General features: G+C 44.6%; 21 protein-coding genes and 1 pseudogene. 13 read left to right on the plus strand and 9 right to left on the minus strand.

Annotated elements, in window-relative coordinates; genetic code table 11:
• Nucleotides 1-225: 225 nt before the first annotated feature.
• Entirely contained in the window at nucleotides 226-819 is a 594-nt protein-coding gene (locus tag C9I98_RS05200) for a hypothetical protein (RefSeq protein ID WP_036820070.1), read from the minus strand.
• Nucleotides 820-1,174: 355 nt separating this feature from the next.
• Here C9I98_RS05200 and C9I98_RS05205 point away from each other — a divergent pair, with 355 nt between their 5' ends.
• Entirely contained in the window at nucleotides 1,175-2,371 is a 1,197-nt protein-coding gene (locus C9I98_RS05205; RefSeq protein WP_036820073.1) for a patatin-like phospholipase family protein, read from the plus strand.
• A 97-nt stretch (nucleotides 2,372-2,468) separates the two neighbouring features.
• On the opposite strand, the gene C9I98_RS05210 is transcribed toward C9I98_RS05205, so the two are convergent.
• Both C9I98_RS05210 and C9I98_RS05215 read right to left on the minus strand, forming a co-directional pair.
• Entirely contained in the window at nucleotides 2,469-3,374 is a 906-nt protein-coding gene (locus tag C9I98_RS05210) for a manganese-dependent inorganic pyrophosphatase (protein WP_036820075.1), read from the minus strand.
• A 187-nt stretch (nucleotides 3,375-3,561) separates the two neighbouring features.
• Nucleotides 3,562-5,112 carry an EAL domain-containing protein gene (locus C9I98_RS05215; RefSeq protein ID WP_051902079.1) on the minus strand — a complete coding sequence of 517 codons (1,551 nt, stop codon included), beginning with the start codon at nucleotides 5,110-5,112 and terminating at the stop codon, nucleotides 3,562-3,564.
• Between the two features lie 167 nt (nucleotides 5,113-5,279).
• On the opposite strand from C9I98_RS05215, the gene C9I98_RS05220 reads away from it, so the two are divergent.
• Together C9I98_RS05220 and C9I98_RS05225 are read left to right on the plus strand one after the other, a co-directional pair.
• Nucleotides 5,280-5,669: a hypothetical protein gene (locus C9I98_RS05220; RefSeq protein WP_107271660.1), complete on the plus strand. Its 390-nt coding sequence runs from the start codon at nucleotides 5,280-5,282 to the stop codon at nucleotides 5,667-5,669.
• A 290-nt stretch (nucleotides 5,670-5,959) separates the two neighbouring features.
• Nucleotides 5,960-6,559, plus strand: coding sequence for a GTP cyclohydrolase II (locus C9I98_RS05225; protein ID WP_036825815.1), 600 nt, complete (start codon nucleotides 5,960-5,962; stop codon nucleotides 6,557-6,559).
• Between the two features lie 117 nt (nucleotides 6,560-6,676).
• On the opposite strand, the gene C9I98_RS05230 is transcribed toward C9I98_RS05225, so the two are convergent.
• Nucleotides 6,677-7,060: a nuclear transport factor 2 family protein gene (locus tag C9I98_RS05230; RefSeq protein ID WP_107271661.1), complete on the minus strand. Its 384-nt coding sequence runs from the start codon at nucleotides 7,058-7,060 to the stop codon at nucleotides 6,677-6,679.
• Between the two features lie 114 nt (nucleotides 7,061-7,174).
• On the opposite strand from C9I98_RS05230, the gene C9I98_RS05235 reads away from it, so the two are divergent.
• From C9I98_RS05235 to C9I98_RS27115, 4 genes and pseudogenes are all read left to right on the plus strand, one after another.
• A complete protein-coding gene (locus C9I98_RS05235; protein WP_245907089.1) occupies nucleotides 7,175-8,086 on the plus strand; it encodes a LysR family transcriptional regulator in 912 nt (303 codons plus the stop codon).
• A 357-nt stretch (nucleotides 8,087-8,443) separates the two neighbouring features.
• Entirely contained in the window at nucleotides 8,444-9,655 is a 1,212-nt protein-coding gene (emrD, locus tag C9I98_RS05240; RefSeq protein WP_036828317.1) for a multidrug efflux MFS transporter EmrD, read from the plus strand.
• Between the two features lie 681 nt (nucleotides 9,656-10,336).
• A pseudogene (locus C9I98_RS27110) lies at nucleotides 10,337-10,588 on the plus strand (methyl-accepting chemotaxis protein); the annotation flags it as partial.
• A gap of 45 nt (nucleotides 10,589-10,633) precedes the next feature.
• The gene (locus C9I98_RS27115) at nucleotides 10,634-11,005 is read left to right on the plus strand and encodes a CZB domain-containing protein (protein ID WP_245907098.1); all 372 of its coding nucleotides are present in this window, start codon (nucleotides 10,634-10,636) and stop codon (nucleotides 11,003-11,005) included.
• 108 nt (nucleotides 11,006-11,113) lie between these two features.
• Here the strand turns inward: C9I98_RS27115 and C9I98_RS05250 are convergent, their stop codons facing one another.
• The 3 genes from C9I98_RS05250 to C9I98_RS05260 all read right to left on the minus strand — a co-directional run bounded on the left by C9I98_RS05250 (nucleotide 11,114) and on the right by C9I98_RS05260 (nucleotide 13,671).
• A complete protein-coding gene (locus C9I98_RS05250) occupies nucleotides 11,114-11,440 on the minus strand; it encodes an HI1450 family dsDNA-mimic protein (RefSeq protein ID WP_036826177.1) in 327 nt (108 codons plus the stop codon).
• A 114-nt stretch (nucleotides 11,441-11,554) separates the two neighbouring features.
• Entirely contained in the window at nucleotides 11,555-12,124 is a 570-nt protein-coding gene (gene efpL / locus C9I98_RS05255; RefSeq protein ID WP_107271663.1) for an elongation factor P-like protein EfpL, read from the minus strand.
• 47 nt (nucleotides 12,125-12,171) lie between these two features.
• Nucleotides 12,172-13,671 (minus strand): EAL domain-containing protein, encoded by a 1,500-nt coding sequence (locus tag C9I98_RS05260; protein WP_051902489.1) that lies wholly within the window; start codon nucleotides 13,669-13,671, stop codon nucleotides 12,172-12,174.
• A gap of 399 nt (nucleotides 13,672-14,070) precedes the next feature.
• On the opposite strand from C9I98_RS05260, the gene C9I98_RS05265 reads away from it, so the two are divergent.
• The 3 genes from C9I98_RS05265 to cobT are packed head-to-tail and all read left to right on the plus strand — an operon-like array spanning nucleotide 14,071 to nucleotide 18,325.
• Nucleotides 14,071-14,844, plus strand: a complete 774-nt coding sequence (locus C9I98_RS05265) for a nucleotidyltransferase family protein (protein ID WP_107271665.1) — start codon at nucleotides 14,071-14,073, stop codon at nucleotides 14,842-14,844.
• Nucleotides 14,845-14,896: 52 nt separating this feature from the next.
• Nucleotides 14,897-17,278, plus strand: coding sequence for a DNA polymerase II (locus C9I98_RS05270; protein ID WP_107271666.1), 2,382 nt, complete (start codon nucleotides 14,897-14,899; stop codon nucleotides 17,276-17,278).
• Nucleotides 17,279-17,296: 18 nt separating this feature from the next.
• Nucleotides 17,297-18,325: a nicotinate-nucleotide--dimethylbenzimidazole phosphoribosyltransferase gene (gene cobT, locus C9I98_RS05275; RefSeq protein ID WP_036825704.1), complete on the plus strand. Its 1,029-nt coding sequence runs from the start codon at nucleotides 17,297-17,299 to the stop codon at nucleotides 18,323-18,325.
• A gap of 86 nt (nucleotides 18,326-18,411) precedes the next feature.
• Here the strand turns inward: cobT and C9I98_RS05280 are convergent, their stop codons facing one another.
• Nucleotides 18,412-18,723: a hypothetical protein gene (locus C9I98_RS05280; protein ID WP_036825707.1), complete on the minus strand. Its 312-nt coding sequence runs from the start codon at nucleotides 18,721-18,723 to the stop codon at nucleotides 18,412-18,414.
• 303 nt (nucleotides 18,724-19,026) lie between these two features.
• Between C9I98_RS05280 and C9I98_RS05285 the strand changes: the two genes are divergently transcribed.
• Entirely contained in the window at nucleotides 19,027-19,278 is a 252-nt protein-coding gene (locus tag C9I98_RS05285; protein WP_036821989.1) for a DUF1289 domain-containing protein, read from the plus strand.
• 88 nt (nucleotides 19,279-19,366) lie between these two features.
• Here the strand turns inward: C9I98_RS05285 and rplY are convergent, their stop codons facing one another.
• Nucleotides 19,367-19,645 (minus strand): 50S ribosomal protein L25, encoded by a 279-nt coding sequence (rplY, locus tag C9I98_RS05290; RefSeq protein WP_036821992.1) that lies wholly within the window; start codon nucleotides 19,643-19,645, stop codon nucleotides 19,367-19,369.
• 379 nt (nucleotides 19,646-20,024) lie between these two features.
• Here rplY and C9I98_RS05295 point away from each other — a divergent pair, with 379 nt between their 5' ends.
• Together C9I98_RS05295 and C9I98_RS05300 are read left to right on the plus strand one after the other, a co-directional pair.
• Nucleotides 20,025-22,160, plus strand: coding sequence for a TonB-dependent hemoglobin/transferrin/lactoferrin family receptor (locus tag C9I98_RS05295; protein WP_036821995.1), 2,136 nt, complete (start codon nucleotides 20,025-20,027; stop codon nucleotides 22,158-22,160).
• Nucleotides 22,161-22,472: 312 nt separating this feature from the next.
• Nucleotides 22,473-24,623 carry a TonB-dependent hemoglobin/transferrin/lactoferrin family receptor gene (locus C9I98_RS05300; RefSeq protein WP_107271667.1) on the plus strand — a complete coding sequence of 717 codons (2,151 nt, stop codon included), beginning with the start codon at nucleotides 22,473-22,475 and terminating at the stop codon, nucleotides 24,621-24,623.
• Nucleotides 24,624-24,649: the final 26 nt, after the last annotated feature.

The following is a 24,649-nucleotide window of genomic DNA, read 5'->3' on the forward strand; positions in this document are numbered from 1 at the left end:
GTTAATTTTTGGTTTGTTTTTAAATGCTGAAATAAATATGGATCACAGATTTGGATGTGCAGTGTAAATCACTGGGTGGCTGGTAAATTAGTGGTTTGAAATATTATTTTACATCTTAGACTAAATTGTCTGCGAAACAGTCTAAATACAGATTAACTCAATAGGTTAAGTACCTGGGAGGAAAAATGACCATAAAATGGCCATTTCCTCCCAGTCTTCAACCTATTAGAACGAATAACTAACCCCGACGTTGGTTTGAAACTGCTGCATCCAATCTGAGTCGATTCTTACATTACAGGTTTCGTTACCTGTTGGTAGGGTACATATTGTGGTGGTGTCACTGTCGATTAAGCTGACTAGCCAGCGAAGTTCGGCAACCAGTCGCAATTGACTGGTTAGCTTGTAATCTAATCCACCATGTAGCCCACCGGATAACAGCAGGTCTTTATCTGTCCAGTCGGCATCAACAATTGTTGTACCGAGACTTGCGCCTAGAAAGGTGTCGAGATGGGTGAACGTGTCAAAGCGAAGCGCACTTTGAAAGTGAACATAAGACAGGGAGCCGTCGTTTGAAAAGTTAGCGGTTTTGGTCGGCTGGTGGCTTAAGTACAAGCCAACTCGCCCCTCTCCCAGATCGGTTTCTAGCCCCAGTGCGTAGTGGATATCGTTGTCAATGTCGATATCAATACCATTTTCGTCACTGAAGCTGTTTGAGAAGCTATATCCAATGTATGGGGTGATATAGACGTTATTGTTAGCCCAAACTGCGCCAGTTGCCGTTATCCCTAAAATGAAAGCCAGTATTTTATTTTTTTTCATTTTTCTTTCCTGCTGTTACATAACAGAATGCTGGATGCGATTTATAAGTGTAATTGTAGTGTGACAGCTTTCTTATATTCATACTTTTTCAATGGTCATAACCTTGAAGTCACCCTAGAATAAGGTTAAAACTTTGTTAATGCCATGTCGTAAGGGAGTCGAAAATGGATATTGATCTAAAACATGCTATCGGCGTTGTGCTGATTACTATGGTTGTTCTAATGACTTTTGGGATAATCGCAATTACTGTGTAACCTATTAATAAATAGTGACAATCCTAACATTGTTCCGGTTCGGTTAAGCAATATGAGGTATACTGTGTCAATAGTGTTCTCGGCTTTAAGTGAGAATGTATATGACGAATCATTTACCGTTTAGCTTAAAAGATTTTGATTTACCTTTGGTTAACAACTTTTCTCGACAGTTGCTTCAACCGAAAAGAAAAAAAATAGCGCTGGTGGTCCAGGGCGGTGGACAACGTGGGATTTTCACAGCAGGTGTGTTCGATGCTTTTCTTGATGCTGAGTTTGACCCGTTTGAGCTCTATATCGGCACATCAGCTGGTGCGCTGAATCTTTCTTCCTTCATTAGCCGGCAGTATCAGTTCGGCTATGACTTCATTGTTAACTACACCACAGACGAAGAGTTCTTCAGTCTCTATAAGTACCTCAGCCAGCAAAAACCGATGAACCTTGATTGGGCGCTGGATGCCGTAGCACCCAAAGGTGCTATGCCATTAGATGTGGTGAAAGCACGCCAAGTGTTGGTAAACCGCACCGCGCTTGCCTGTGCTACCCGCAAAGACACTTTGCAAGATATGTATATGCCGCTTTATGGCGCCCATTGGTGTGACGTGCTAAAGGCGACCTGCGCCATTCCTGTGATTTATAACGAGCCGGTAAACATGGATGATTTGGAGTGGGTTGATGGTGGTGTCAGTGCTGCGGTGCCTGTCAAGGAGGCATGGTTACGCGGTGCCGATTTGGTTATTGTGGTGCGTACCGAGCCAATAGCATTAAAGAAAGAAGAGGCCAAACAAGTGGTCGATTGGCGGGCGAAAATTGAATCGGTCGTACCTGAGTACCTGGACCGCCTGGGCCAGAATACCTCGTTTGATAAGGTTAAAACCCTCCATAGTGAGTTTTCTACTAAATTCGAGCAGTGGCGGTTGAACTGGCGTGAGAAAGCCGAGCTAGAAGAGAAGGCCAATTTATACAAGGCAGGTGGTAAAGAGAAAGGCTGGCGCTTATTGTCGCCTGAAAACATCGAGAGAATGATTGCTATTACTGGTAATGGGAAAAGCAGTGAGATCCTCGAGATGCTCAATCGTTATTACACCACGTATAACGATGCCCATGAATTTATGCTATCGCCGCCGGATGGGCTGAAAGTGATCCAAATTGCTCCAGAGAAAACCCTGCGTAGTCGAGCATTGCTCAGTGATAAAGATGACTTGGAAGTCGATTACCGCGAAGGGAAGATTGTTGGCCGTGAGTTTGTGAGCCACTTTGCTGATATTTTAAATGAAACATCGAGTGTCATCGCCAAATAATCGCGCTTGTCTTTCTCATTCTGAAAAAGTCGTGCAGACAAAACAAAAAAAGGAACGCCGCAGCGTTCCTTTTTGTTTTACTAAGCAGTGTTGCCGATTAAGCAAGCACTTGCTGTAGCCAAGGCCAGCCTTGTTTCTTACGGCTTAGCGTGTTTTCCATCATTAGCATGCCGTCTTTAGCGTGAGCATCCAGCACTGCATTCCACTCACCTTTGTAAAGTAGGCGAGTTGTGCTTGTTGTGATGTCAGTTAGCATTAGCGCTGCCATTGCTAGACCTTCTTCGTCACAACGACGCTGAAGATCAGCTTCTAGATCAGCGATCATGTCTTCAACTTGCTCAAGTGTTGCAAGCTCGATTTGACCGACAACAACATTGCGCTCCTTGAATGGGTACGCTTTAAGGTCTTTTTCTACTAGTTCAGCAGCAGTTAGGCCCTGAATGTCAGTTTTTGCGATAAGTAGATCTTTGATGAACTGGTCTAGATCTTCAACGCCAGCTAGCGGTGCTAGTTCAGCAACGGCGTCTTTGTCTTTTTGAGTACAAGTTGGAGAAGCAAAGCCAACAGTGTCACTTAGAATTGCAGACAACATAAGTGTTGCAAGCTCACGAGTGATTTCGGTGTTTTCCATCTTGAATAGGTTGAACATGATGGTACAAGTACAACCAACAGGCCAGATCCATGCTTCAAGCGGGTTCACAGTCATCACGTCACCTAGGCGGTGGTGATCAACGATACCTACGATTTCAGCTTCAGCGATGTCATCTGGTGCTTGAGCCAAGTCAGTGTAGTCAACAAGCCAAACTTTCTCGCCAGCAACGCCGGTGCACATTTCTGGCTGATCAACACCAGCAGTTTGTAGAATGTGTTGCGTTTCGCGGTTAATTTCACCTTGACGAACAGCTTTAGCTTCAACGCCACGAGCTTTAAGAAGAGCAGCACCAACGAGTGCCGAACAGATGCTATCGCTATCAGGGTTTTTGTGACCAACTACTTGAATCATGTCGTTTCCTTTACTGCGTCAATAACAGCTTCTCGCTGTCAGACTATTAAATCAATCCAGCCATGATCGGCACGGCTCTGGAATTCTAACCGCGCAATTTTAGAGTTTTTGTAAAAAATAACAATTGCCGAGGCATAAAAAAGACGCAGTTGTTTAATTCAACAGCTATTGGTAACGATTTCACTGGTCAATTTGTCTCTTGCTCAACGGCGAGCGTGATTGGCTGCTCCAGAAAAGGCGGTTTGTACTTCAAGTATTCTGCGTATGAAATAGGCTTACTAAAGAAGTAGCCTTGCATCAGCCACACCCCTTTTGCCTGCAAATAGCTAACTTGCTCTTGGGTCTCAACCCCTTCCGCAATGAGTTTGAGCCCTGCATGCTTGCCAAACAGAATGATGGCATCAAGGATTTTTGATTTCATGTCATTGGTGCCGATGGTATCAATGAACATCTTATCGATTTTCAATGTTTCTATAGGAAGCTCTTGTAAATAACTAAAGCCCCCGTAGCCAGTGCCAGCATCATCGAGCTTAACCATCACACCTTGTTGTCGTAGCCGGCTAATTACAGCTTCCGCTTTCTTAAGGTCGGAGAACGGAGTACGTTCCGTTACTTCAAATGAAATGAAGGTGGCCGGTAGTTTATTGCGTTTAATGATTGTTAAAACACCCTCTGCAAAGCTGTGGCTTTCAAGCATGGCGGGTGTGACGTTTAAGCTTAGGTAGGTGCCAGGCAGCTGTTGCAGCAGCTCTTTGCCTTTGGCGGTAACATCACTGATCAAGTACTGGGTTAAGTCATTGATTTGGCCGTTGTACTCTGCAATAGGAATAAACTGCTGCGGTGAGATCTGATCACCATTGGGCTTTTTCCAGCGCAGCAGCACCTCACTGCCTACCAGGTTGTTGGTCTTGGTGTTGATAATCGGCTGGAAGTAGGGGAGAAACTCTTTGCTCTTTAAACCTAATGCGATTTGATCTTGTAGGGAACGCTCTGGGTTATTTCTTACGCCAAGCAATAGGCATAGTGAGAGCAAGATGGAAGCGATCAGGAGTTGGGCCTCGATGAGATCTTCGCGGACTATGTGCTTGATACCCTCAGAGGTAGCCAAAATGCTGATCAGGTAATGCTGGCTAAAGTGCTTGCTGGCAATAAACTGGTATTGCTCGCCGCTTGCTTGTGAATAAATAGGAATGTTCTCACCATTGTATTCCAGCACCATAGCAACACAGCCTGGGCAGGTCTCGCTATCAGTAAAGATATTCTGGAATGGTTCGGTGATCGTAATTAGCTGCGCTTCTGGGTGGCGAAAGGTGATTTTGATTCTGTGGTTGAAATAGGGCTCAACTGTATAGCGGTAGTTGCCCTTGTTAATTAGTTTTGCGTCAGACTTGGTAAACTCTTTAACCGAGCTTATTTCTTTACCGTAGATAGAGCAGCTAATGTTGTTGGTTTGTATTTCGATGAGCTGGATGACAACAGATTCTTCAATGGTGCTGCGCAGAGCGTTGAGATCGGCTTGCTTGCAGTTGAAATTCAATTGTGAGGCAAGCGTGTCGAGTTCATCAGCAATCGCAAGGTATCGGCCTTGGTAAAAGCTGTGTAGGTTATCCAAGCGTTTTGTGACATCTCGTTCAAACAGGCGCTCACTCAGCCAATTTGAGCTAAGTGCCAGAATAATGAGACCAAAAAGAAAGACGAATGAAGGAAAACGCCAGCGGAGCCAAAATGTGAGCTGCATGAAGCTTTTACTTTGTATGTATTATGAACGGCCAAAGGCATATTGAAACATAAGTTGTGTGAATATTATAGTTTAAAAGCATAATTGCTCATGGCGAAAAATCCGCCGTGTAGCTAAGTGCCTGTCCTATAAGTAAGTAGAGAAAAATAGCTATTTGGATCTATAAGATGTATAAAATATACATCATTAAGTTTGGAAGTCGTGAAGGTATGTTTTTGGTTAGGCTAACGCCGGTTATATTGAGTTGTTGGTTATTGGCAGCGCATTTTTTACGTTTTGGTGGCATGATTCCATTCATTGTTTTGGTGCTCTTGCCCTTAGCACTTTTTGTTCGCCGGAAAGCGATACCTAAATTGATGTCTGCATTGTTGATATTGATGGCAGGGAAATGGCTGGTGGTGACCTATGAGATGATCACTGTTCGCTTGATGATGGGTGATGATTGGATAAGAATGTTATGCATCATGGGCGCTGTGGTCATTTTTACTTTGGTATCTGTATGTTGTTTCCAAAACGAAAGGGTAAGTGCTTACTACAGTTCGCCAAAACAGCATTAATCTAGCAGTTGTATTTTTGTTATGTTATAACGTTTCATGGTGCAGCTTAACAGATTATTTTTCCTAAATATCCTATCGAGGTGCTTAGACGCTGTTTTAGTGTAATAATTTTAGATATCATCTAGCAAAAGTGTCATATCTATTGGCAACAAGGTGCTTAGCAGCATTGCTGATTAGGTTTAGATTAAAGAATATTCGCCACAGTTAAGCGCATTCTTTGTTATTTATAGAGTATTGAGTGAATAATCAAAGGTTGCGCTTGCACGGCAGCAGAAGTACTTAGGAACAACATGGTAAATGTAAGGGCGCGAGTGCCTTTTAAAGTTGGCTTGAAAAGTAATATTTCAGCAGATCTTCTATCATTCAATGAGCTTGAGTCGGGCAAAGAGCACGTCGCCTTGGTTTTCCGAGACGCGGATAAGCGTAATGAGGCGCCATTGGTACGCATGCACTCAGAGTGCTTGACCGGTGATGTTTTCCACTCATCACGTTGTGACTGCGGCGAGCAGCTAGACGAAACTATCGAGAAGATGGGTGAAGAAGGCGGTATCTTGTTATACTTGCGTCAAGAAGGGCGTGGTATTGGCTTGTACAACAAAATCGATGCTTATGAGCTACAGAGCCAAGGCATGAACACCTATGAAGCGAATAATCACCTTGGCTTTGGTGATGATCTTCGCGATTTCACCGAAGCAGCTCAGATGCTAAAGGCGTTGGGGATGACTCAGATCCGCCTTATCACGAACAACCCGAAAAAAATCCGAGAGTTGGAAGAGCTAGGCATTAGCATTACTGAAGTGGTTGGTACTAAGGCGCACGTTAAAGACGGTAATGAAAATTACCTGAAAACGAAAGCGAGTCACGGTAAACACCGTTTCCATTTTGATTAATCGTGCTTAGCCAGGCTGAGTAAGAATAACAGTCGCAATCTAATAAAAACGCCCTGATCATAGTCAGGGCGTTTTTATATCTGATTGTTTTTATTACAAGTGTCTACTGTTACTTTGTTAGCGCTCGCCTTGAACTTCAAAGTCATCGTAGGCCAACTTGGCAGTACCATCGTCTTGCAATTCCCAATGCTCTTCATGAACCACGCCGAATGCTTTGTTCATTGTCCACTTTGAGCGAAGGATATAGCAGGTATCACTCTTCTTTTCCCATGTCGTTTCTTGGTAATCGACATCCTTATATCCAGAATCAATGATGTTTTGCCAAAAAGCCTGAATCTCTTCTGTGCCGTTAAACGTACCGAAAGGGCGGGCATGCATTGTGGTGTCTGATTGGTATTGCTCAGCACACCCCTTGGCATCTTGCTTGTTGAACGCCTGCTGCCAGTTTTTGATACCGGTTAAAAATGCTTCTGGTACTTGTGCTGTTGGGATGGTTTCCATTTGCTTATCTCACCGTTCGTCAATGTGTTTTTGTTGATATAAGCATAAAAGACAAATTAGAGAAGAAAAATAAAGTAATATGTAAATACTGTTTAGTTAAATCAAACAATCGATATGAATTACTTAAGGCACATGGCGGTGTTTACCAAAGTGGTCGAAAAAGGGTCGATCAGTGCAGCGGCAGAAGATTTGAGTTTGTCGAAGTCGGTGATCAGCCAACATTTAAAATCGCTTGAAAGTGAGCTTGGGATAACGTTGCTGGTTCGTACAACCCGCCGCCAGACATTAACACCGGCGGGTACTGCCTTTTATGAAAAGTGCCAGCAGATGAATCAACTTGCCCATGAAGCTTGGGAAGAAGCCAAAGAAAGCCAGTTAACGCCAACTGGCACAGTCACCATCACCGCACCTCATGCGTTAATGAGCAATATTGTTGCCCCCGCGATAGGGGAGTTAGTGTCGGTTTATCCAGCGATTGTTCCGCACCTTATTGCTGACGATGGCCGGTTGGATCTTATTGAGCACAGCATTGATTTTGCGATCAGGGTGGGGGATTCCCCGTCAAGCAGTTACAAACAACGCCGGTTAGGGCAGTTTCGTGATGTATTATGCGCCTCACCTGCTTACTTGACCCGTTTAAAGAAGCCTTTCAGCTTTGGAGATGGCTTGGCAGATGAGCTACCAAAGTGTGATTACGTGGCGAATGTTTGGCAAGGCAAATACGTCGTGCACCAGTTGTTTCACCCGGCCCGAACTGATGCAGTGACGGCTGTTTTGCATCCCACCCGATTTGCTGATTCGCTCCCTACGACCCTGTCATTAATTGAAGCAGGGGCAGGGATAGGGATTGTACCTGAATTCGTTTATGAGCCATTGGCGCTTGAAGGTAGGTTAAAGCCAGTTGTTGACGGCGTTTACTTAATGCCAACCAACGTATACGCGATTCACGCTTTTCAATCCTCGCTACCATTGTTGGTTCGTTTGTGTATTGATGCTATAGAAGCAAGGTTGGCAACAAAAGCATAAATTATGCTCAATTCGGCTTTGCATAAAGTACGGTTCATTGCTCACGCGCTCTCTGTGCAAAGCCATCAATACATTAGCTGGTTATATTCAATTTCCCTTTATCTATTTTGCATTAGATAATCTAATGCTTTTCATAATTAAGTATCGTGCTTGTTTGTATGATATTTGCTTGCCTGAAATGCTGATGCGCTTTACTATCCTTTCGCCCCAAATGGTTGTTATTGTTGCTTGCTCTCTATTTTTCGGGGTTTAATGTCAATATGTTATGATTGTTTGGTTTTTTATTCTTTGTGGCGGTGGCTTTTCTGCTAAATAACCACCTTTAACTTTATATTATTCTGTGTTGAGGATTTCGCTGTGGAACAGAAATCGTCTTCTGCTCGCTTGGCAAAATTGTTATTTTTAGTAATCATTTTGGCTGCTGTCGGTCAAATGACACAAACCATGTATGTGCCTGCTATTCCGGCAATGTCGGCATATTTTTCAGTAGAGTCTGCTTACTTGCAGGCGGTTATGGCTGCTTACTTGATCCCATATGGACTGTCGCAGTTTATTTATGGCCCGATGTCAGATCGCATTGGTCGTCGCCCGGTGATTTTAATCGGTATGGCGATATTTCTTGTCGGGGCGGTTGGTGCGCTACTCGCACCGAGCTTTGAATGGTTTTTGGTTGCCAGTTTTGTTCAGGGAACCGGTACGGGTTGCAGCGGTGCAATGTGCCGTACAGTTACCCGAGACTGCTATGAAGGGGCAGAACTTCATCGTGCGAACAGCCTAGTGAGCATGGGGGTGATATTTTCTCCGCTACTTGCGCCAGTGCTTGGCGGGTTTTTATCGGCAGAATTTAATTGGCAGGCAAGTTATGTATTTTTGCTGGTATTCGGTGCAATTGTAACGGTCGCAATGCTGTTTATGTTCAGTGAAACATTACCCGTAGAGCACCGTCGACATGAGCGAGTTTGGGTGAGCTATCGGTATGTATTAGGCAACCGCCGTTTCCAGGCTTATGTATTGTGCTTGATCGCCACGTTTGCAGGTATTGCCGTGTTTGAAGCAGCTGCTGGGGTATTACTGGGTAGTGTGCTAAAGCTTGATCCTAAAACAGTGAGTTGGTTGTTTGTGCTTCCTTTGCCTGGTTACCTTGCGGGCGCATGGTTGTCGGCGGCACTGGCAAAGCAGCTTGGCAACACACGTGTGATGTACCTTGGAATGATGGCAATTGCTGCAGGTGCGATTGCTATTCTTATCCCTGGCATGGCTGGCTTAGTGACAGTGAATTCACTGATAGGCGGGGCTTTTGTATACTTCATCGGTGCAGGTGTACTCTTTCCGGCTGCCACAACCGCAGCAATACAGCCGTTTCCGCAACACGCTGGAACAGCCGGTGCAGTACTTGGCGGGTTGCAAAACCTTGGCGCCGGTATAGCGACATTAGCGGCATCATTTATGCGAGCGGAAGATCAATATAGTCTGGGAGCGGTCATGAGTGTTATGGCTATATTGGTGTTATTTAGCTTATTCTTGGTTTACCGCAGCAATCAGCATGACACGCCAGTTTTAGCTCAGTAATTGCCGGCCAAGTAGGAAAAAGGCGAAGCAGGATACACTGCTTCGCTTTTTTAGTTTTAATTCTTGTGGAACCCGTACCTTTAAGTCGCTTGGGTATATATTTTATTTTGCTGAATAAGTGTCATAGAAACACTTTGTTGCTGTTAGCGTGAATTAATAATTGTTATTTCTGCTCTATATCATTTTGATTATTAGGAAACTATTTTAAATTAGCAGTGAAACACCGCTTTGCCCTACAAAGTAAATCAAGGATATAGATAACCGATGTTAATTTTAAAAACACATCATAATAAAATAATCAATCAACTTGATACCGAACACAAACAGGATTCACATCGTCTACAGTTACAAATTGATGCATTGAAAGAGGAATTAGCGCATTCCAAAAAGGAAAATGAGCGCATTAATGGCGATCTTATGATCTTTTCTGCATTATCGCACCATCAACTACAAGGCTTTCGATTGCTTGATGATATTCGTGCCAGTTTAATTAATAGTGCAGAGAACCTTCATGAAGAAGATAAACAACTCTCAGAGCTGACTAATATTTTTGCCCAAACCCGAAATGCTATTTCTAAACTTGATGAATGCAGTCATATGATTGTTGAACAAGCTGAAAGAAGCAGGGAGTTGATTGGTACATTGGATCAATCAGCAACAGGTATTCACAAGTTTCTTGAAGTGATCAGGAATATCTCGGATCAAACAAACTTATTGGCGTTGAATGCAGCAATCGAGGCAGCACGAGCCGGTGAGAGTGGCCGTGGCTTTGCTGTGGTGGCCGATGAAGTTCGCAGCCTTGCTGCCACCAGTGCAGAAGCGAGCACGAACATTGATACGCTGGTTACCGATGTTATTGGCATGACGTCGGGAATCAAGACAGCGAACAGTGAGAACATAGTCAGCGTGGAAGATGTTTCAGCTAGCAATACTCAAATTCGTGCCGTTATAGAAGAAGTGCTTGAATCGAGTAACAAAATGCAGAAGGTGATTGAGCAGTCTGCGGTTAGGGCTTTTCTGGAAACAGTGAAACTCGATCATGCTGTATGGAAAAATAACGTTTATATTCGGATCGCAAACAATGATGTCGGTTCGGTAAATACACACAAGGAATGCCGATTGGGCAAGTGGTATTTTGAAGGGGCAGGCTACGAGTATTATCGTCAATACCCGGCATTTGCCAAAATTGATGAGCCACACCGATTGGTGCATGAGATGGGGCAGATGGCACTGGATGCCAAAAGCCATGGTGACAGCCATGCCTTGCTCGCTGCTACTGAGGCGATGGAAAAGGTCAGTACAGAGGTTGTTGCGCTAGTGGATGAGCTCATTGAGCAAGCTTGCCAGTAAGATAACCGGACAAAAGGCTTGAGCGCTTATACGGCATTGCTCGGCCTTGGCGTTAAACCTTGGCGCATGAACAAAGGAGGTGACGATATCACCTCCTTGTTAATTGAATTAGTCGCGTTTCCAGAGGATGTGACAAAACTTGTTGTCAGGGTCACGGCTAACCAGCAGGCGAGCAAAAACGTCATCAAGCTCGTCGTTTTCCTCGTTAACTAGACCAACACGAATTTCCGCGTACACTTCTTTGTCTACATCAAAGCCAACATGACCTGCCCAGTCGTCTTTGGTTTCAACTAACTCAGCAGCACCACGCTCGTCAAACTGCATCGTGAACAGTAGGACATCAGCAGGCTCAAGGTTGTCAGCAGCCATCTCAAGGAAGATATCGTATGCTGCATCAATTGCGTCGTCGTAAGAAATTAGGTTTGGTGTTTCCATGAATTACATCTGTCTCTGATTGAGTGAAGAGACAGTATAACGATTGGGGATTGAAAGGGGTACAAAAAAGGGCAAGTTGCCTTGCCCTCAGTATGGTTTGATGCCGACAGCTAATTAATCAGCGCGGCTCATGAAGCGGCGTTCTTGAACGTTGATTTTTACTTTTTCGCCAGTAGAAATGTACTCCGGAACCTGAACAGTCAGGCCGGTTGCAAAGCGAGCTGGCTTAGTACGCGCAGAAGCAGACGCGCCTTTGATGGACGGATCGGTTTCTTCGATTACCATTTCAACTGACGCTGGTAGCTCAAGGCCGATACCTTTCTCATCGACAGCAAGGACGACCAAACCTTGGATGTCTTCATTGATGAAGAGTAGTTCTTCTTCGATATCTGCCTTATTGAAGGTGTATTGGGTATAGTCTTCTACATCCATGAAGATGTACTCGTCACCGTCAATGTATGAAAAAGTTGCAACGCGGCGTGACAGGTCGACTGAGTCTAGCATGTCGTCGCCCTTGAATCGCTCTTCAACTTTAAGGCCGGTTGCTACGTCACGAAAGCGCATTTTGTAAAGCGTTGATGCACCACGAGCACTTGGGCTCTGAACATCAATATCTTTTACCAGTAACAGTTTACCGTTGTGCTCCACAGCGGCGCCTTTTTTAATTTCACTAGCTTTTGGCATAATTTAAGATCTTATCGTTAGGTAAAAACCGGAAGTTATCACGGTTGTTATAGAACGCCAATAGTTTCCTCTTGGCCCTTAGCCGAATCCTTGATTTTGCAAGCGCTATCTTCCCATCCGGCCTTGAAAGTCTCAAAAGGCATTGGTTTTGCAAAGTAGTAACCTTGGCAGGATTGGATGCCTAAAGAGCGTACTTGTTCCGCTTGCTCTTGGGTTTCGACTCCTTCGGCAACCAGGTTACAGCGGAGCTTGTGGCCCATCTCGGCAATATTACCCAGAATGGATTGGGTAACGGAGTCGGTTAGTGATGATGCGACAAAAGTGCGGTCAATTTTTAAAATATCAAAGCTAAGTGCTCGTAAGGTCGATAGTCCTGCATAGCCGGTACCAAAGTCGTCCAGTGCCCAGCGAATACCTAACCCACGTAATGTACGCATACCACTTTGTAGCAAGTCTATATCGGTATTAGAGAAATTTTCGCGTTCGGTAAACTCCATCACCACACCTTGTTTCAATACCGGGTAGCGTTGGATCAGGTTGGCAATTGCTCCAACAAAAGCAGGGTTGGCAATCATCGATGCGGTGACATTGATTGAGATATAAAAATTATGGCCACAGTATTTGCTCAACTCTTCTTTCTCAAGCGCTGCACGCTCAATAAGCTGAAGTGTAATTTCGTTGATAAGCCCAGAGCGCTCAGCCGTTGGGAGAAACTGATCAGGGGCGATAACTTGGCTTTTCGGGTGATACCAGCGAACTAACAGTTCAGCCCCCTTCCATTGCCCTGTTGCTGAATCAACGATGGGCTGGTAGTAGGCATAAAATTCTTTCTTTTCGATACCACGCTGTATCTCTGACAACTGTGAACGCCGCCAGTGTAAAAAGTTGTGTAGTCCTGTGACGGTCAGTATGGCGAAGCTAATAATGAGAAAGATGGCATAGGGTAGCTTTGTTAGCATGGTCTCTATCAGCAAGGTGTGGGTAAACCCTGTTGTGACGCTAATTGGGTAAATTTTCGATTGCTGGGTTACCGAAAATAGTTTGTGTCCGGCGGTACTATTGCTTGTTTGGCATAGGGTGGCGTTTAAGTTGTTACGGACACAGGCGAAAAGCTTTCTTTCCTTGGTTAACTCATTTAACCAAAAGTCCAGATAGTTGGAGTCGATAAGTGCGCGGTACCATCCATGACCTGCTGGCACCATAAAAAAGATACCATCAATGCCCCTTCGTTGGCTGGTGGAGCGATAAATCGCGTAATCTTTTTCCATTCCAATTTGGGCAATATGTACATCGGACATTTTAGGCCGCGACGAGGCTAATTCCCGATCACTACAAACTATTTGGCCATTTTCAATATAGGTGATTTCTTGAAGTGGGCTGTGTTGGAATATGATGGCTTCCAACTCCCGTCGCCCTTCGGGGCTACATATTTGGTGGTTTTGGTTTACCTGTACCAATTTTCGCTCAATATCTGAGAGTAGGCTCTCCACAGAGCTTAAAAAATCGGTGGCTGACTCTTGAGCTTTAAAGCGGGCTGTATTGTGCATAAATCCACCGTATACAACAAAGCCAATGGCTAGCATACTTATAAAAAGGATAATGCTGTGTTTTTTATTCATTGAGCCAAACATAAACCGAAAACGTTTTCAGATGATATAACAGTTTCTTGCTACTTTATAGCAAATAACGAGATATAGCGCTTAACTGGCGATAAATTGATATTCACTTAATCTGATTAGTTAAATTGATATTCATTGAATACAAATATAGATAAGGAAAATAATATTGGTCTATGTATATTATATTCATGTGTCAATGATTGTGCATTTAGGCTGAACTTTCACCTGTGCCAGTATAAATGCATATGTAATCTGAATAGTTGGCGATGTATATTACGATTTCTTGAGTATATAATTATCAAGAGATTTTGGTTGAAAGGATAAATTGTGGTCCGTGCTTTACCTGTGCTAGATAGTCAGACGCCTTTGCAGTCTCAGTGCCACCCCGTTGTTGTCGAGGCTGTAACACAGCTATCATCCAGTTTTGGTGAAACTTTACACAGTGTGTACCTTTCAGGCAGTGTCGCCCGAAGAACGGCAGTGCTGGGTCAGTCTGACTTGAATTTAACCCTGGTGCTCAATCGTGATTTAACACCGGCTCAACAGGCTTTTTTAAGCTCAATCCAGCATCACTTTTCCAAGCAGCAAAAAGTACTGACAACATTATCCCTGCGTATAGTCTGCTTAGATGAAGTTTTGTCATTAGATGCTATTTTCACTTGGGGCTTTTGGTTAAAGCATTGCTGCTTTTGTCTTTATGGCGATGATTTAGCTAGTCGATTTGGTAGCTTCGAGCCAAGTTGGGATATCGCAAAATCACTGAATGGTGATATTGCCAAGCAGCTGGCAGAAACGCGTCAAAAAATCATGGCGACCAAAGTATTGGCCAATTACCTTGAGTATTGCCAGCATATCGCCAAGAAGATGATTTGGAGCTGCTATTCACTGGTACTTCATCGAGAACAGGTGTTGGTGCTTTCCCTCGAAGAAGCGGCAACGACATTTTTGAAATACTACCCGGAAAAAGAAACCGAAATAGAACGCTTGTTTATTTTGGCTTCAAGGCAGCAAGTGCCTAAAAAAGCATCACTGTATATGGTCAACGAGTTTGGCGGGTGGATTGTTGCAGAATTTGATAAAATTGAACGCAAGATAGGTTAATCATTATTGTGCAGGCTGCCATTGCTAGGGCCGGCATAAAAAAGAGGCGTTTTTGCAAACTCAATCTACGGGCTTTGTGCTTACCCGACAAAGCCGAGACAGTCGTAATGGCACAGAAATCATACTTTGGCTTAAAACCGAACAAGGTCCTGCCCGACTGGTCGTGCAAGGTGATAAGCCTGTGTGCTTTATTCGCGAGCAAGACCTAGCACAAGCAAAGCAACAATTGCACAAGGCTGGGTTGAATGTTAGCTATAAGCCATTAGCGCTAAAAAACTTCCAACACCAAGCGATGGTGGCGTGCTATTCCTCTTCAATCAGGGATAGCTTGCAGCTACCGCAAACATTAGCCAATGCGGGTATCGAAGCGTTTGAGTCAGATATTCGTTTGGCTGATCGTTATTTGATGGAGCGCTTTATACAGGGAGGCATCGCTTTTAGCGGGGTACCTCAGCAGCGAGCAGGGTATATTGAATATTCACAGGTGAAAGCCAAGGCTGCAGATTATAAGCCGGCGTTAACAACTGTTTCCTTAGATATCGAATGTTCGGAAAAAGGCGTGCTTTACTCGGTGGGTCTCCACAGTGAAGCTGACAGCCGGGTGATCATGGTGGGGCAACCCCACAATGAGGAAGACGCATCTTGTGGGTGGATTGAGTGGGTAGAAGATGAGAAAACCCTCCTGCTTGCGCTAGAACGGTGGTTTATCCAGTTCGATCCCGACATCATCATAGGTTGGAATGTCATTGATTTTGACTTTCGCCTGCTACTTAAACGTGCTGAATGGAATGCGATTAGTTTACGTATTGGCCGTGGCAAGCAAACACCGCATTGGCGTAAATCTACCCAAAATCCCAACCAAGGTTTTATTACTATTCCCGGCCGAGTGGTGCTTGATGGTATCGATACTTTAAAAACAGCCACCTATCATTTCCGTTCTTGGTCATTGGAGTCGGTATCTCGAGAACTACTAGGTGAAGGTAAAGACATTCACAATGTTCATGACCGCATGGCTGAAATCAACCATATGTTCCGCCATGACAAGATGTCTCTGGCGAAATACAACTTGCAAGACTGTAAGTTGGTTACCCGTATATTCGATCATACCCATTTGTTGGATTTTGCCATTGAACGTACCTGCTTAACCGGTGTTGAGATAGATAGGGTAGGCGGTTCGGTGGCGGCCTTTACTAACTTGTATCTGCCACAGTTACACCGGGCAGGCTATGTTGCGCCAAGCCTAGATAGTGAAAATTGGATAGCGAGCCCCGGCGGTTACGTTATGGACTCGAAACCGGGTTTATACCAGTCGGTTTTGGTGCTGGATTTTAAATCACTGTACCCGTCAATCATTCGGACCTTCAGAATTGATCCCCTTGGTTTGGTTGAAGGCTTGTTATTGGAAGAAGGGAAAGGGGCTGAACAAGCCATAGCTGGCTTTCGAGGTGGTCGTTTTCATCGTGAAAAACACTTCTTACCAAATATGATTGAAAACCTGTGGGCGGCACGGGATCAGGCGAAGAAAGAGGGGGAAAAGGCGTTTTCACAAGCTATTAAAATCATCATGAACTCTTTCTATGGCGTGCTTGGTTCGTCGGGGTGCCGTTTCTTTGACCATCGCCTTGCATCTTCTATCACCATGCGCGGGCATGAGATCATGAAGACGACCCGTGAGCTAATCGAAGCCAAAGGCTATGAAGTGATCTATGGCGATACCGACTCGACTTTTGTTTCCCTCAAGACCAGCCACAGTGCCGAGAAAGCCGATGAAATTGGCCAAATGCTGGTGGCTCACATTAACCAGTGGTGGGCGGAGCACCTGCAGGCAGAATACAGTATTACGTCTGCCTTAGAGCTTGAGTATGAAACCCATTACCACAAGTTTCTGATGCCGACGATCCGCGGTCAGGAAACGGGTAGCAAGAAGCGCTATGCTGGTTTGGTTAAGCAAGGCGATGAAGAATCTATTGTCTACAAGGGCCTAGAAACGGTGCGTACCGACTGGACCAATTTGGCTCAGGAGTTTCAGCAAGAGCTTTACCATCGGGTTTTCCATGATGAGGGGGTAGAGGAGTATGTGCGCGATTATGCTGAGCAAACTCGTTCTGGCACCTACGATGATAAATTAGTTTACCGCAAGCGGTTACGCCGTAACTTGTCGGAGTACCAGAAGAATGTGCCACCGCATGTGCGTGCTGCCCGTATGGCGGATGAAGTGAACAAGAAGCTAGGTCGTCCTTTGCAATACCAAAACGGCGGCTGGATTGAATATGTGATAACCATTAATGGTCCTGAGCCCGTTGAGGCGCAGCAAAGCCCGATCGATTACGACCATTATGTCGATAAACAATTAAGACCGGTTGCGGACGGCATATTGCCGTTTATCGGTAAGTATTTTGATGATATCACCGCACCGCAACTTGGTTTGTTTTAAAGTAACAAGGAAGAATCAATGCTTGAACAGCAACACAGCGAAGAAATTCAGCAACGGATCGATCAGAAAACCAAGCCAGTTGGTGCACTTGGTCAGCTAGAAGCGGTTGCTCATCAAATGGCCTTGATCCAAAGCCAAGGCCAGCCAGCCGCTGTTACCGACATCAGGATTGAAAAGCCAACGGTGCTTGTCTTCGCTGGTGATCATGGCATTGCCAATGAAGGTGTGAGCATTGCGCCAAGCGCGGTAACCCAACAAATGGTATTGAATTTTCTGGCTGGTGGTGCCGCTATCAATTGCTTCTGTCGAGCTAATGACGTGGCAATTAAGGTTGTGGATTGTGGTATTTTGGTGCCGGTTGAAGATGAACATGAACGCTTGGTAAAACAGCGTTTAGGGGAGCAAACAGCTAACTTTGCGGCTGAACCGGCCATGTCAGAGGAGCAAGTTACCCAAGGCTTGGAATATGGTCAGCAAGTTGTCCAACAGGTTATTGACGGTGGTTGTAACCTTGTCATGTTTGGTGAAATGGGTATCGGCAACACCAGTAGTGCTTCGGCATTATTGGCGGCAATCTCTCATGAGCCTGCTGAGCGCTGTGTCGGGCTAGGTACCGGAATTTCCGGTGAGCAACTCAACAGGAAGGTTCAGCTGGTAGCCCAGGGGGTGGCGAGATGCAACACGCAGGCTCCAAGCCAGCTGTTAGCCGAGCTTGGTGGTTATGAAATTGTTCAAATGGTGGGTGGATTTTTAGCGGCTGCGAAGAACCGAGTTCCCGTTTTGGTTGATGGTTTCATCGTTACTGTCGCGGCGTTAGTCGCTGTTAAGCTCGATCCCCGTTGTCGTGATTACATGATCTTTGCCCATCAATCCCATGAGTCTGGCCATAAGCTTGCACTTGAGCTGCTAGAGGCAGAGGCATTGTTAGATCTGTCGCTAAGGTTAGGCGAGGGGACTGGTGCGGTATTGGCGGTACCCATGCTAAGGGCTGCCGCTGAGTTTTATAATCATATGGCGAGCTTTGCTGAGGCCGGTGTCACGGTTTAAAGGTTATTCACTAGCAATCATTCATAAACAAGACATAAACAAAAACCCGCATAATGCGGGTTTTTTAGGTTCATATTTTGGTGAGTTTAGCTGAAGTACTCAACGTCACTCACAGATGACTTGGATGCATGAATAGGATCAAACTTGATTGCACCACGGTTTGGCGTACAAATCTTATAAACATCGCCACAATCGAAGATAGCGAGCACTGTTTCATCAGTACGGAAAACAGCCGGTAGTGGCTGGCCAATTTCACAGGCACAGTCTTGGCCTTCGTGTTGCCATTTTAGCTTAAATACACGTTGTGCTTGAGATGGCGCATCAACATGATTTGCAATTGAAGTGAATACTGCTTCAGCCTGACTAGGGCTTGATGCCGATGGTACAAAGAAATCCATGGTTCCCTCCAGATAATACAGCAGCGATATTGCCTACTGTGTCAATTCTAGTTATCTCTCCTGATAACCTTTTAAACACTACCAGAATTAATGTTGGTGTTGCAAGCCAGTTGAATGGATATGCTTGTTTTTCGATTTAGATCCGCTAGATCTTCAAAACAATGCTTTGGCTACAAGCTTATAAATTCTTACTGACCCTACACCTTGAAGTAGCTTGGGTATATTGATTATTTTAGCGTAAGTAGTTTGCTGTAAATCTGATAAACGATTATTGTTAAAAGAAATATAGCAAGGGGAGGCAGTATGGAACAATTAGACTTCTTTACCATACCTAGCCCTTGTGTTGGTGTTTGCCAGGTAAATAACCGGGGTTATTGCAAAGGTTGCTTCCGAAGCCGCGAGGAGCGCTTTCATTGGCAGAACCTGACCAATGAACAGAAGCGCAACGTTATCCGGCTTTGCAAACAGCGCTACCAGCGGATCCTCCGGGCTAAAAATCAACAAGCCCAAGCTGAAGGTAAGTCGCAAGACTCAGGTCAACAAGAGCTGTTCTAGCTCAAATAAACCCTTTCAAGCGTTGAATTTCAGGCACAAAAAAAGCACCCGAAGGTGCTTTTTTTCATTGAGTATGAATCAAATGCGATTAAACGCGTTTGAAGTCCATGTGCTCAACTTTTGGCTTGTACGCGTGACGCTGGATGTCTTGTGGCTTAACAGCAACTTCCTGACCGTCGATCACTAGAACGATACCTTCGTAGAACTCAGGCTTGTCCATCTGGTTGATCACGTCATCGTGGTTTAGCTCGATAGATACTGGAGCTGCTTCACCACCGTAAACGATTGCTGGGAATTTACCTGCGTGACGTAGGCGGCGGCTCGCACCTTTACCTAGGTCAGTACGTACTACTGCTTCAAATTTCATATTAAATACTCTTTCAATTAAATTCATTGAGTAATGCGACCTTACTCAATGTCGTAAAAACGAGCGCGGATATTAGCAGTGATCAGTGCTATCAGCAAGCTTTAAACGAATTAAATTTAGCTAACTTGCTATTTTTTAAACATTCCAACTTCAGAATTTACTCTAGGGGCCGATTGCCCTTAAAGCCCGTCTAGTTAGCAGCCAAAGGTGGCTTTTCCCCTTTGATACTGGCTGTACATTTTAGCATCACAAATAGTGCAATGGTTAATCAATGGTAAAAAATCGATCGAAATCACACTGATAATGATAGTAATTATCGTTTGTATTTGTAATAATCCGGGAAACAATTAGTTGATAACAATATTTTTAAGCAGGGATTATGAGTTACAAGCTTACTTTCATCGCCAGTTCAGTTGTGCTAGCGCTATCACCAGCAATTCATGCAGAAGAAGTGTCTATTTTTGACGAAGTGGTCGTATCTGGTACCCGTTCTGAACAAAGTATTAAGAACATTCCATCATCGGTTTCTAAAGTTTCTTCAGAGCAAATGGAAGAAAATTTAGCAACTGATGTAAAGCAGTCGATTAAATATGAACCTGGTGTACAAGTTAATGGTCAAGGCCGTTTTGGCATGGAAGACTTTACTGTCCGTGGTATGAGCGGTAGCCGTGTAAAAGTGCTAGTCGATGGGGTTGAGCAGCCTTCATCTTATAACCCTGGTGCAGATGTAATGCGTAAGAACGCAAATACATTTGAAGTTGATACGCTAACGGCAATTGAAGTAAACAAAGGCCCGACATCAACTCTTTATGGTAGTGATGCTTTGGGCGGTACGGTGCTAATGCGTACTAAGAATCCTGAAGATTTATTAGGCGCGGGTGATGATACTCATGTTGGCTTAAAAACAGGTTACGCTAGCGCGAGCGATCAGTACAAGGCAACAGTCGAAGTTGCAAACCGTACAGGTGATCTTGAAACCATGGTTATCTATACATATCGCGATGGCAATGAAACTGAAACCCATGGTGATGGTGCAGATATTGAAGGCCCAGATCGTGGTGCGGCTGACCCATATAAAATCGAGTCACATAACGTATTGGCTAAGGCATTTTACCAAATTAATGATGCTCACCGTGTTGGCCTAACTGGCGAGTTTTACACTCGTGAAGCGAAAGGTGACATCCTTTCAGGTGAAGGTCGTGACGGTGGCATGCCGGGCTACATTTATACCAATGTACGTGGTGAGGACAAAGACGATCGCTACCGCTTAGGCTTTGAGCATGAGTGGCAAGCTGATCTGACTGCTTTCGATACACTAGAGTGGAGCCTAAACTGGACCGAAAGTGAAGCAGACCATAATAGCTACGATCACACTGTAGCGAAAGGTAATCGAAACCGTGCTCGTTCAGGTAAAGATGAAAGTTTGCAGTTTGATCTACAGATGCAAAAGACCATTGAGCTGGCAACGAGTCGCCATGAATTGACTTATGGTGTAGCTGCTTCTGATGACAAGTTCAGCTTGTCATACACTGACTACGACTTGGATGAGGGTACTAGCACACCAGGCAGTGAAGAAGTACCAAGCTCTGAATCTGAAAAGCGTGCAATCTTCATTCAAGATCAGATGTTCTTTATGGACGATCGCATGGTAGTCACTGCGGGTCTTCGTTATGACGATTACAAGGCAACACCTGATAGTTCATCTGGCTTAGAAGAGCACAATAGTGATGCACTAACCTCGCGCTTGGGTGCTGTTTACCACTGGAATAACAACATTAGTACTTACGCCCAGTACAGTGAGGGTTTCCGTTCGCCGACTATCTATGAAATGTATTATGACAAAGATAATACGATGTTTGGTTACCGTATTGAGGCCAACCCTGACCTGAAGCCAGAAGAAAGTCAGTCTTATGAAGTGGGTATTCGCGCGAATAACCGTCTTGGCTCCGTAGAGTTGGCTGCTTTCTACAATGACTACAAGAACTTCATTTCGAGCAAATCGACAATGGACGGAAGTGTAGAAGTCACCCGCAATGAAAACATCAGTGAAGCTGAAATTTACGGTGCAGAGTTTAAGGGTAACTTGTGGCTAGATGAAGCGTTCGGTGCACCAATGGGTACCTATGCTCGCTTGTCTATGGCTTACCTAGATGGTGAAGATAAAGAAACAGGTGACACGCTTGATACCATTGCACCGTTTACAACAGTTGTAGGCGTTGGCTACGATGCACCTTCAGATGTATGGGGTAGTGCACTTACAGTTACCACTGTTGCTGCAAAAGATGAGTGGGAAGATGCGGATAATCTAGAAGCCCCTAGTTACACTGTTGTTGACATAACGGGTTACTACCGTCCAATGCAAGATCTAACAGTACGTGCTGGCCTATTCAATGCGTTTGATGAAAAGTACTGGCAGTACCAAGATCTTGAAGGTACAACGGCATCAACTGAAGGTATCGATCGTCGTACCCAGCCAGGCCGTAACTGGGGTATTAACCTAGATTACGCTTTCTAATTGATTCGACCTTAAGGTCACATTTCAATATCGTGAGGAATTAACCTCCTCAACTGCCTTAAGCCCTGATAGTGATATCAGGGCTTTTATTTGCTCGGTGAATGTTTGTTGTAGAGTTATTTGCTGTAAAGATGAAAATCTAAAGAGATAGTAACCATAACTTGCTCTTATTTATGTGGAAAGTATGTATCTAGATCAATAAACGGTTCAAAAACAATAGAAACAGCACTGATAATGATAGTAATTATCGTTTGTGTTTGTAATAATTCGCGCCAGTTTAGTTATTAATAAAATCATAAATAAGCAGGGTATATGAATTACAAGCTAAGTATTCTTGCTAGTTCTGTTGTATTGGCGCTGTCTCCGGCTCTTCACGCTGAAGAAGTTTCTATCTTTGATGAAGTGGTTGTTTCTGGTACGCGTTCAGAACAAAGTATCAAAGATGTTTCGAGCAGTGTTGCCAAGGTCTCTTCTGAAGAAATGGGTGACAACTTAGTCACTGACATTCGCGATGCGGTTAAGTATGAGCCGGGTGTAAGTGTTAATGGCGGCGGCCGATTTGGTTTAAACGGCTTCAATATCCGTGGTATGGATGAAAGCCGTGTGAAGGTGATGATTGATGGCGTGAAGCAGCCTGTATCATACAACCCGGGCGCCGACGAAATGCGTTTCAACCAAAATATGTATGAAACTGATACTTTGACTGCCATTGAGATAAACAAAGGGCCTTCATCAACGCTATACGGTAGTGATGCGCTAGGTGGTGCCGTTGTACTTCGTACTAAGAACCCTGAAGATTTGCTCGGTGCAGGTGATGATACCCATGTTGGTTTTAAAACTGGGTATAAAAGTGCCGATGAAAGCTACAAGCAAACATTGACACTGGCAAACCGTACGGGCGATTGGGAAACCTTGCTGATTTATACCCATACTGATGGTCATGAGACGAAAACTCATGGTGATGGGGCGGATATCGATGGGCCTAACCGTGGTCAAGCAAACCCATACGCCTACCGCCAAGACAATGTATTGGCCAAAGTATTTTACCAAGTGAACGATGATCACCGTGTGGGTTTGACGGGTGAGTACTTTACGCGTTCAGGTGAAGGCCGTCTTCTCAGTAAAGATAACTGGGAAATGATGCCTGGCTTCACATACGACAATAACTATGCGGAAGACGAAGATCATCGTATCCGTATTGGTATTGAACACGAATGGTTAGCGAACAATGCTGCCTTCGATACCCTGCGTTGGAGTTTTAACTGGCAAGAGATCGAAAGTGATCACTTAACCCAAGATAATACGTTTGGCGACTCTGATTATGCCCAAGGTTTACGTCATCGTTTACGTAATGGCCTAAGTGAAAGCTACCAGTTCGATGCCCAGTTTGATAAAGAAATTTTGCTTTCATCAAGTCGTCACCAGCTAACCTATGGCCTTTCTGGTGTGACCGATAACTTTGTACTTGATTACACAGATATTAAGTTTGATCAGGGTACAGTTGATGATAAAACGCCAGAGATCCCAGAAGCAGATTCAACCCAATGGGGTGTTTTCTTGCAGAACCAAGCGTTTTTACTTGATGAATCTTTAGTTGTAACGGCGGGTATTCGTTACGACTCATTTGAGGCAAAACCTGAGTCGAGCTCTTCTCACCCAGACCACGAAAGTGATGCCTTTACAGCGAAATTAGGTGGTGTGTATCACTTTAACCGAAATGTCAGTGCGTTTGCCCAATATAGCCAAGGCTTTAAAGCACCAACACTTCAAGATTTGTACTCTTTCTACAGCATGGGTGCGGTATTCCTGCCAAATCCAGATTTGAAGCCTGAAGAAAGTGAGTCTTTTGAGATTGGTATTCGTGCCAATAATCACCTTGGTAACTTGGAACTTGCAGGCTTCTACAACGACTATACAAACTTTATCGCCCAAGAAATGATTGGTATAGATGAAGATGATAGGAAGGTTTACACCAAGAATAATATTGACGAGGCGAAGATCTACGGTGCCGAGTTTAAAGGTGCGTTGTACCTAGACGAAGCCTTGGGTGCGCCGATGGGGACATACTCTCGCCTGTCTGTGGCTTATTCGAAGGGTGAAGATAAAACAACGGGCGAAGCAATTGATTCCGTTGCGCCGTTAACAACTGTTGTTGGTGTTGGCTATGATGCACCGAGTGAGAAGTGGGGTAGTGCGGTTAACATTACCATGGTTGCTTCTAAATCAGGTGATGACTGGTCTGAGGCAGATAACCTAGATGCGCCGAGTTACACTGTGGTTGACCTAACCGGTTACTACCGTCCAACAGACGATCTAACACTGCGTGCTGGCCTATTCAATGCGTTTGATGAGAAGTACTGGCTGTACCAAGATCTTGAGGGTACTGATGCCACGACGACGGGTATCGACCGTCGTACTCAGCCAGGCCGCAACTGGGGTATTAACCTAGATTACAGCTTCTAATATTCAACTTAGCTTGATGATATTGA

The sequence above is a fragment of the Photobacterium sanctipauli genome, assembly GCF_003026495.1.
In the GTDB taxonomy this organism is placed as follows: domain Bacteria; phylum Pseudomonadota; class Gammaproteobacteria; order Enterobacterales; family Vibrionaceae; genus Photobacterium; species Photobacterium sanctipauli.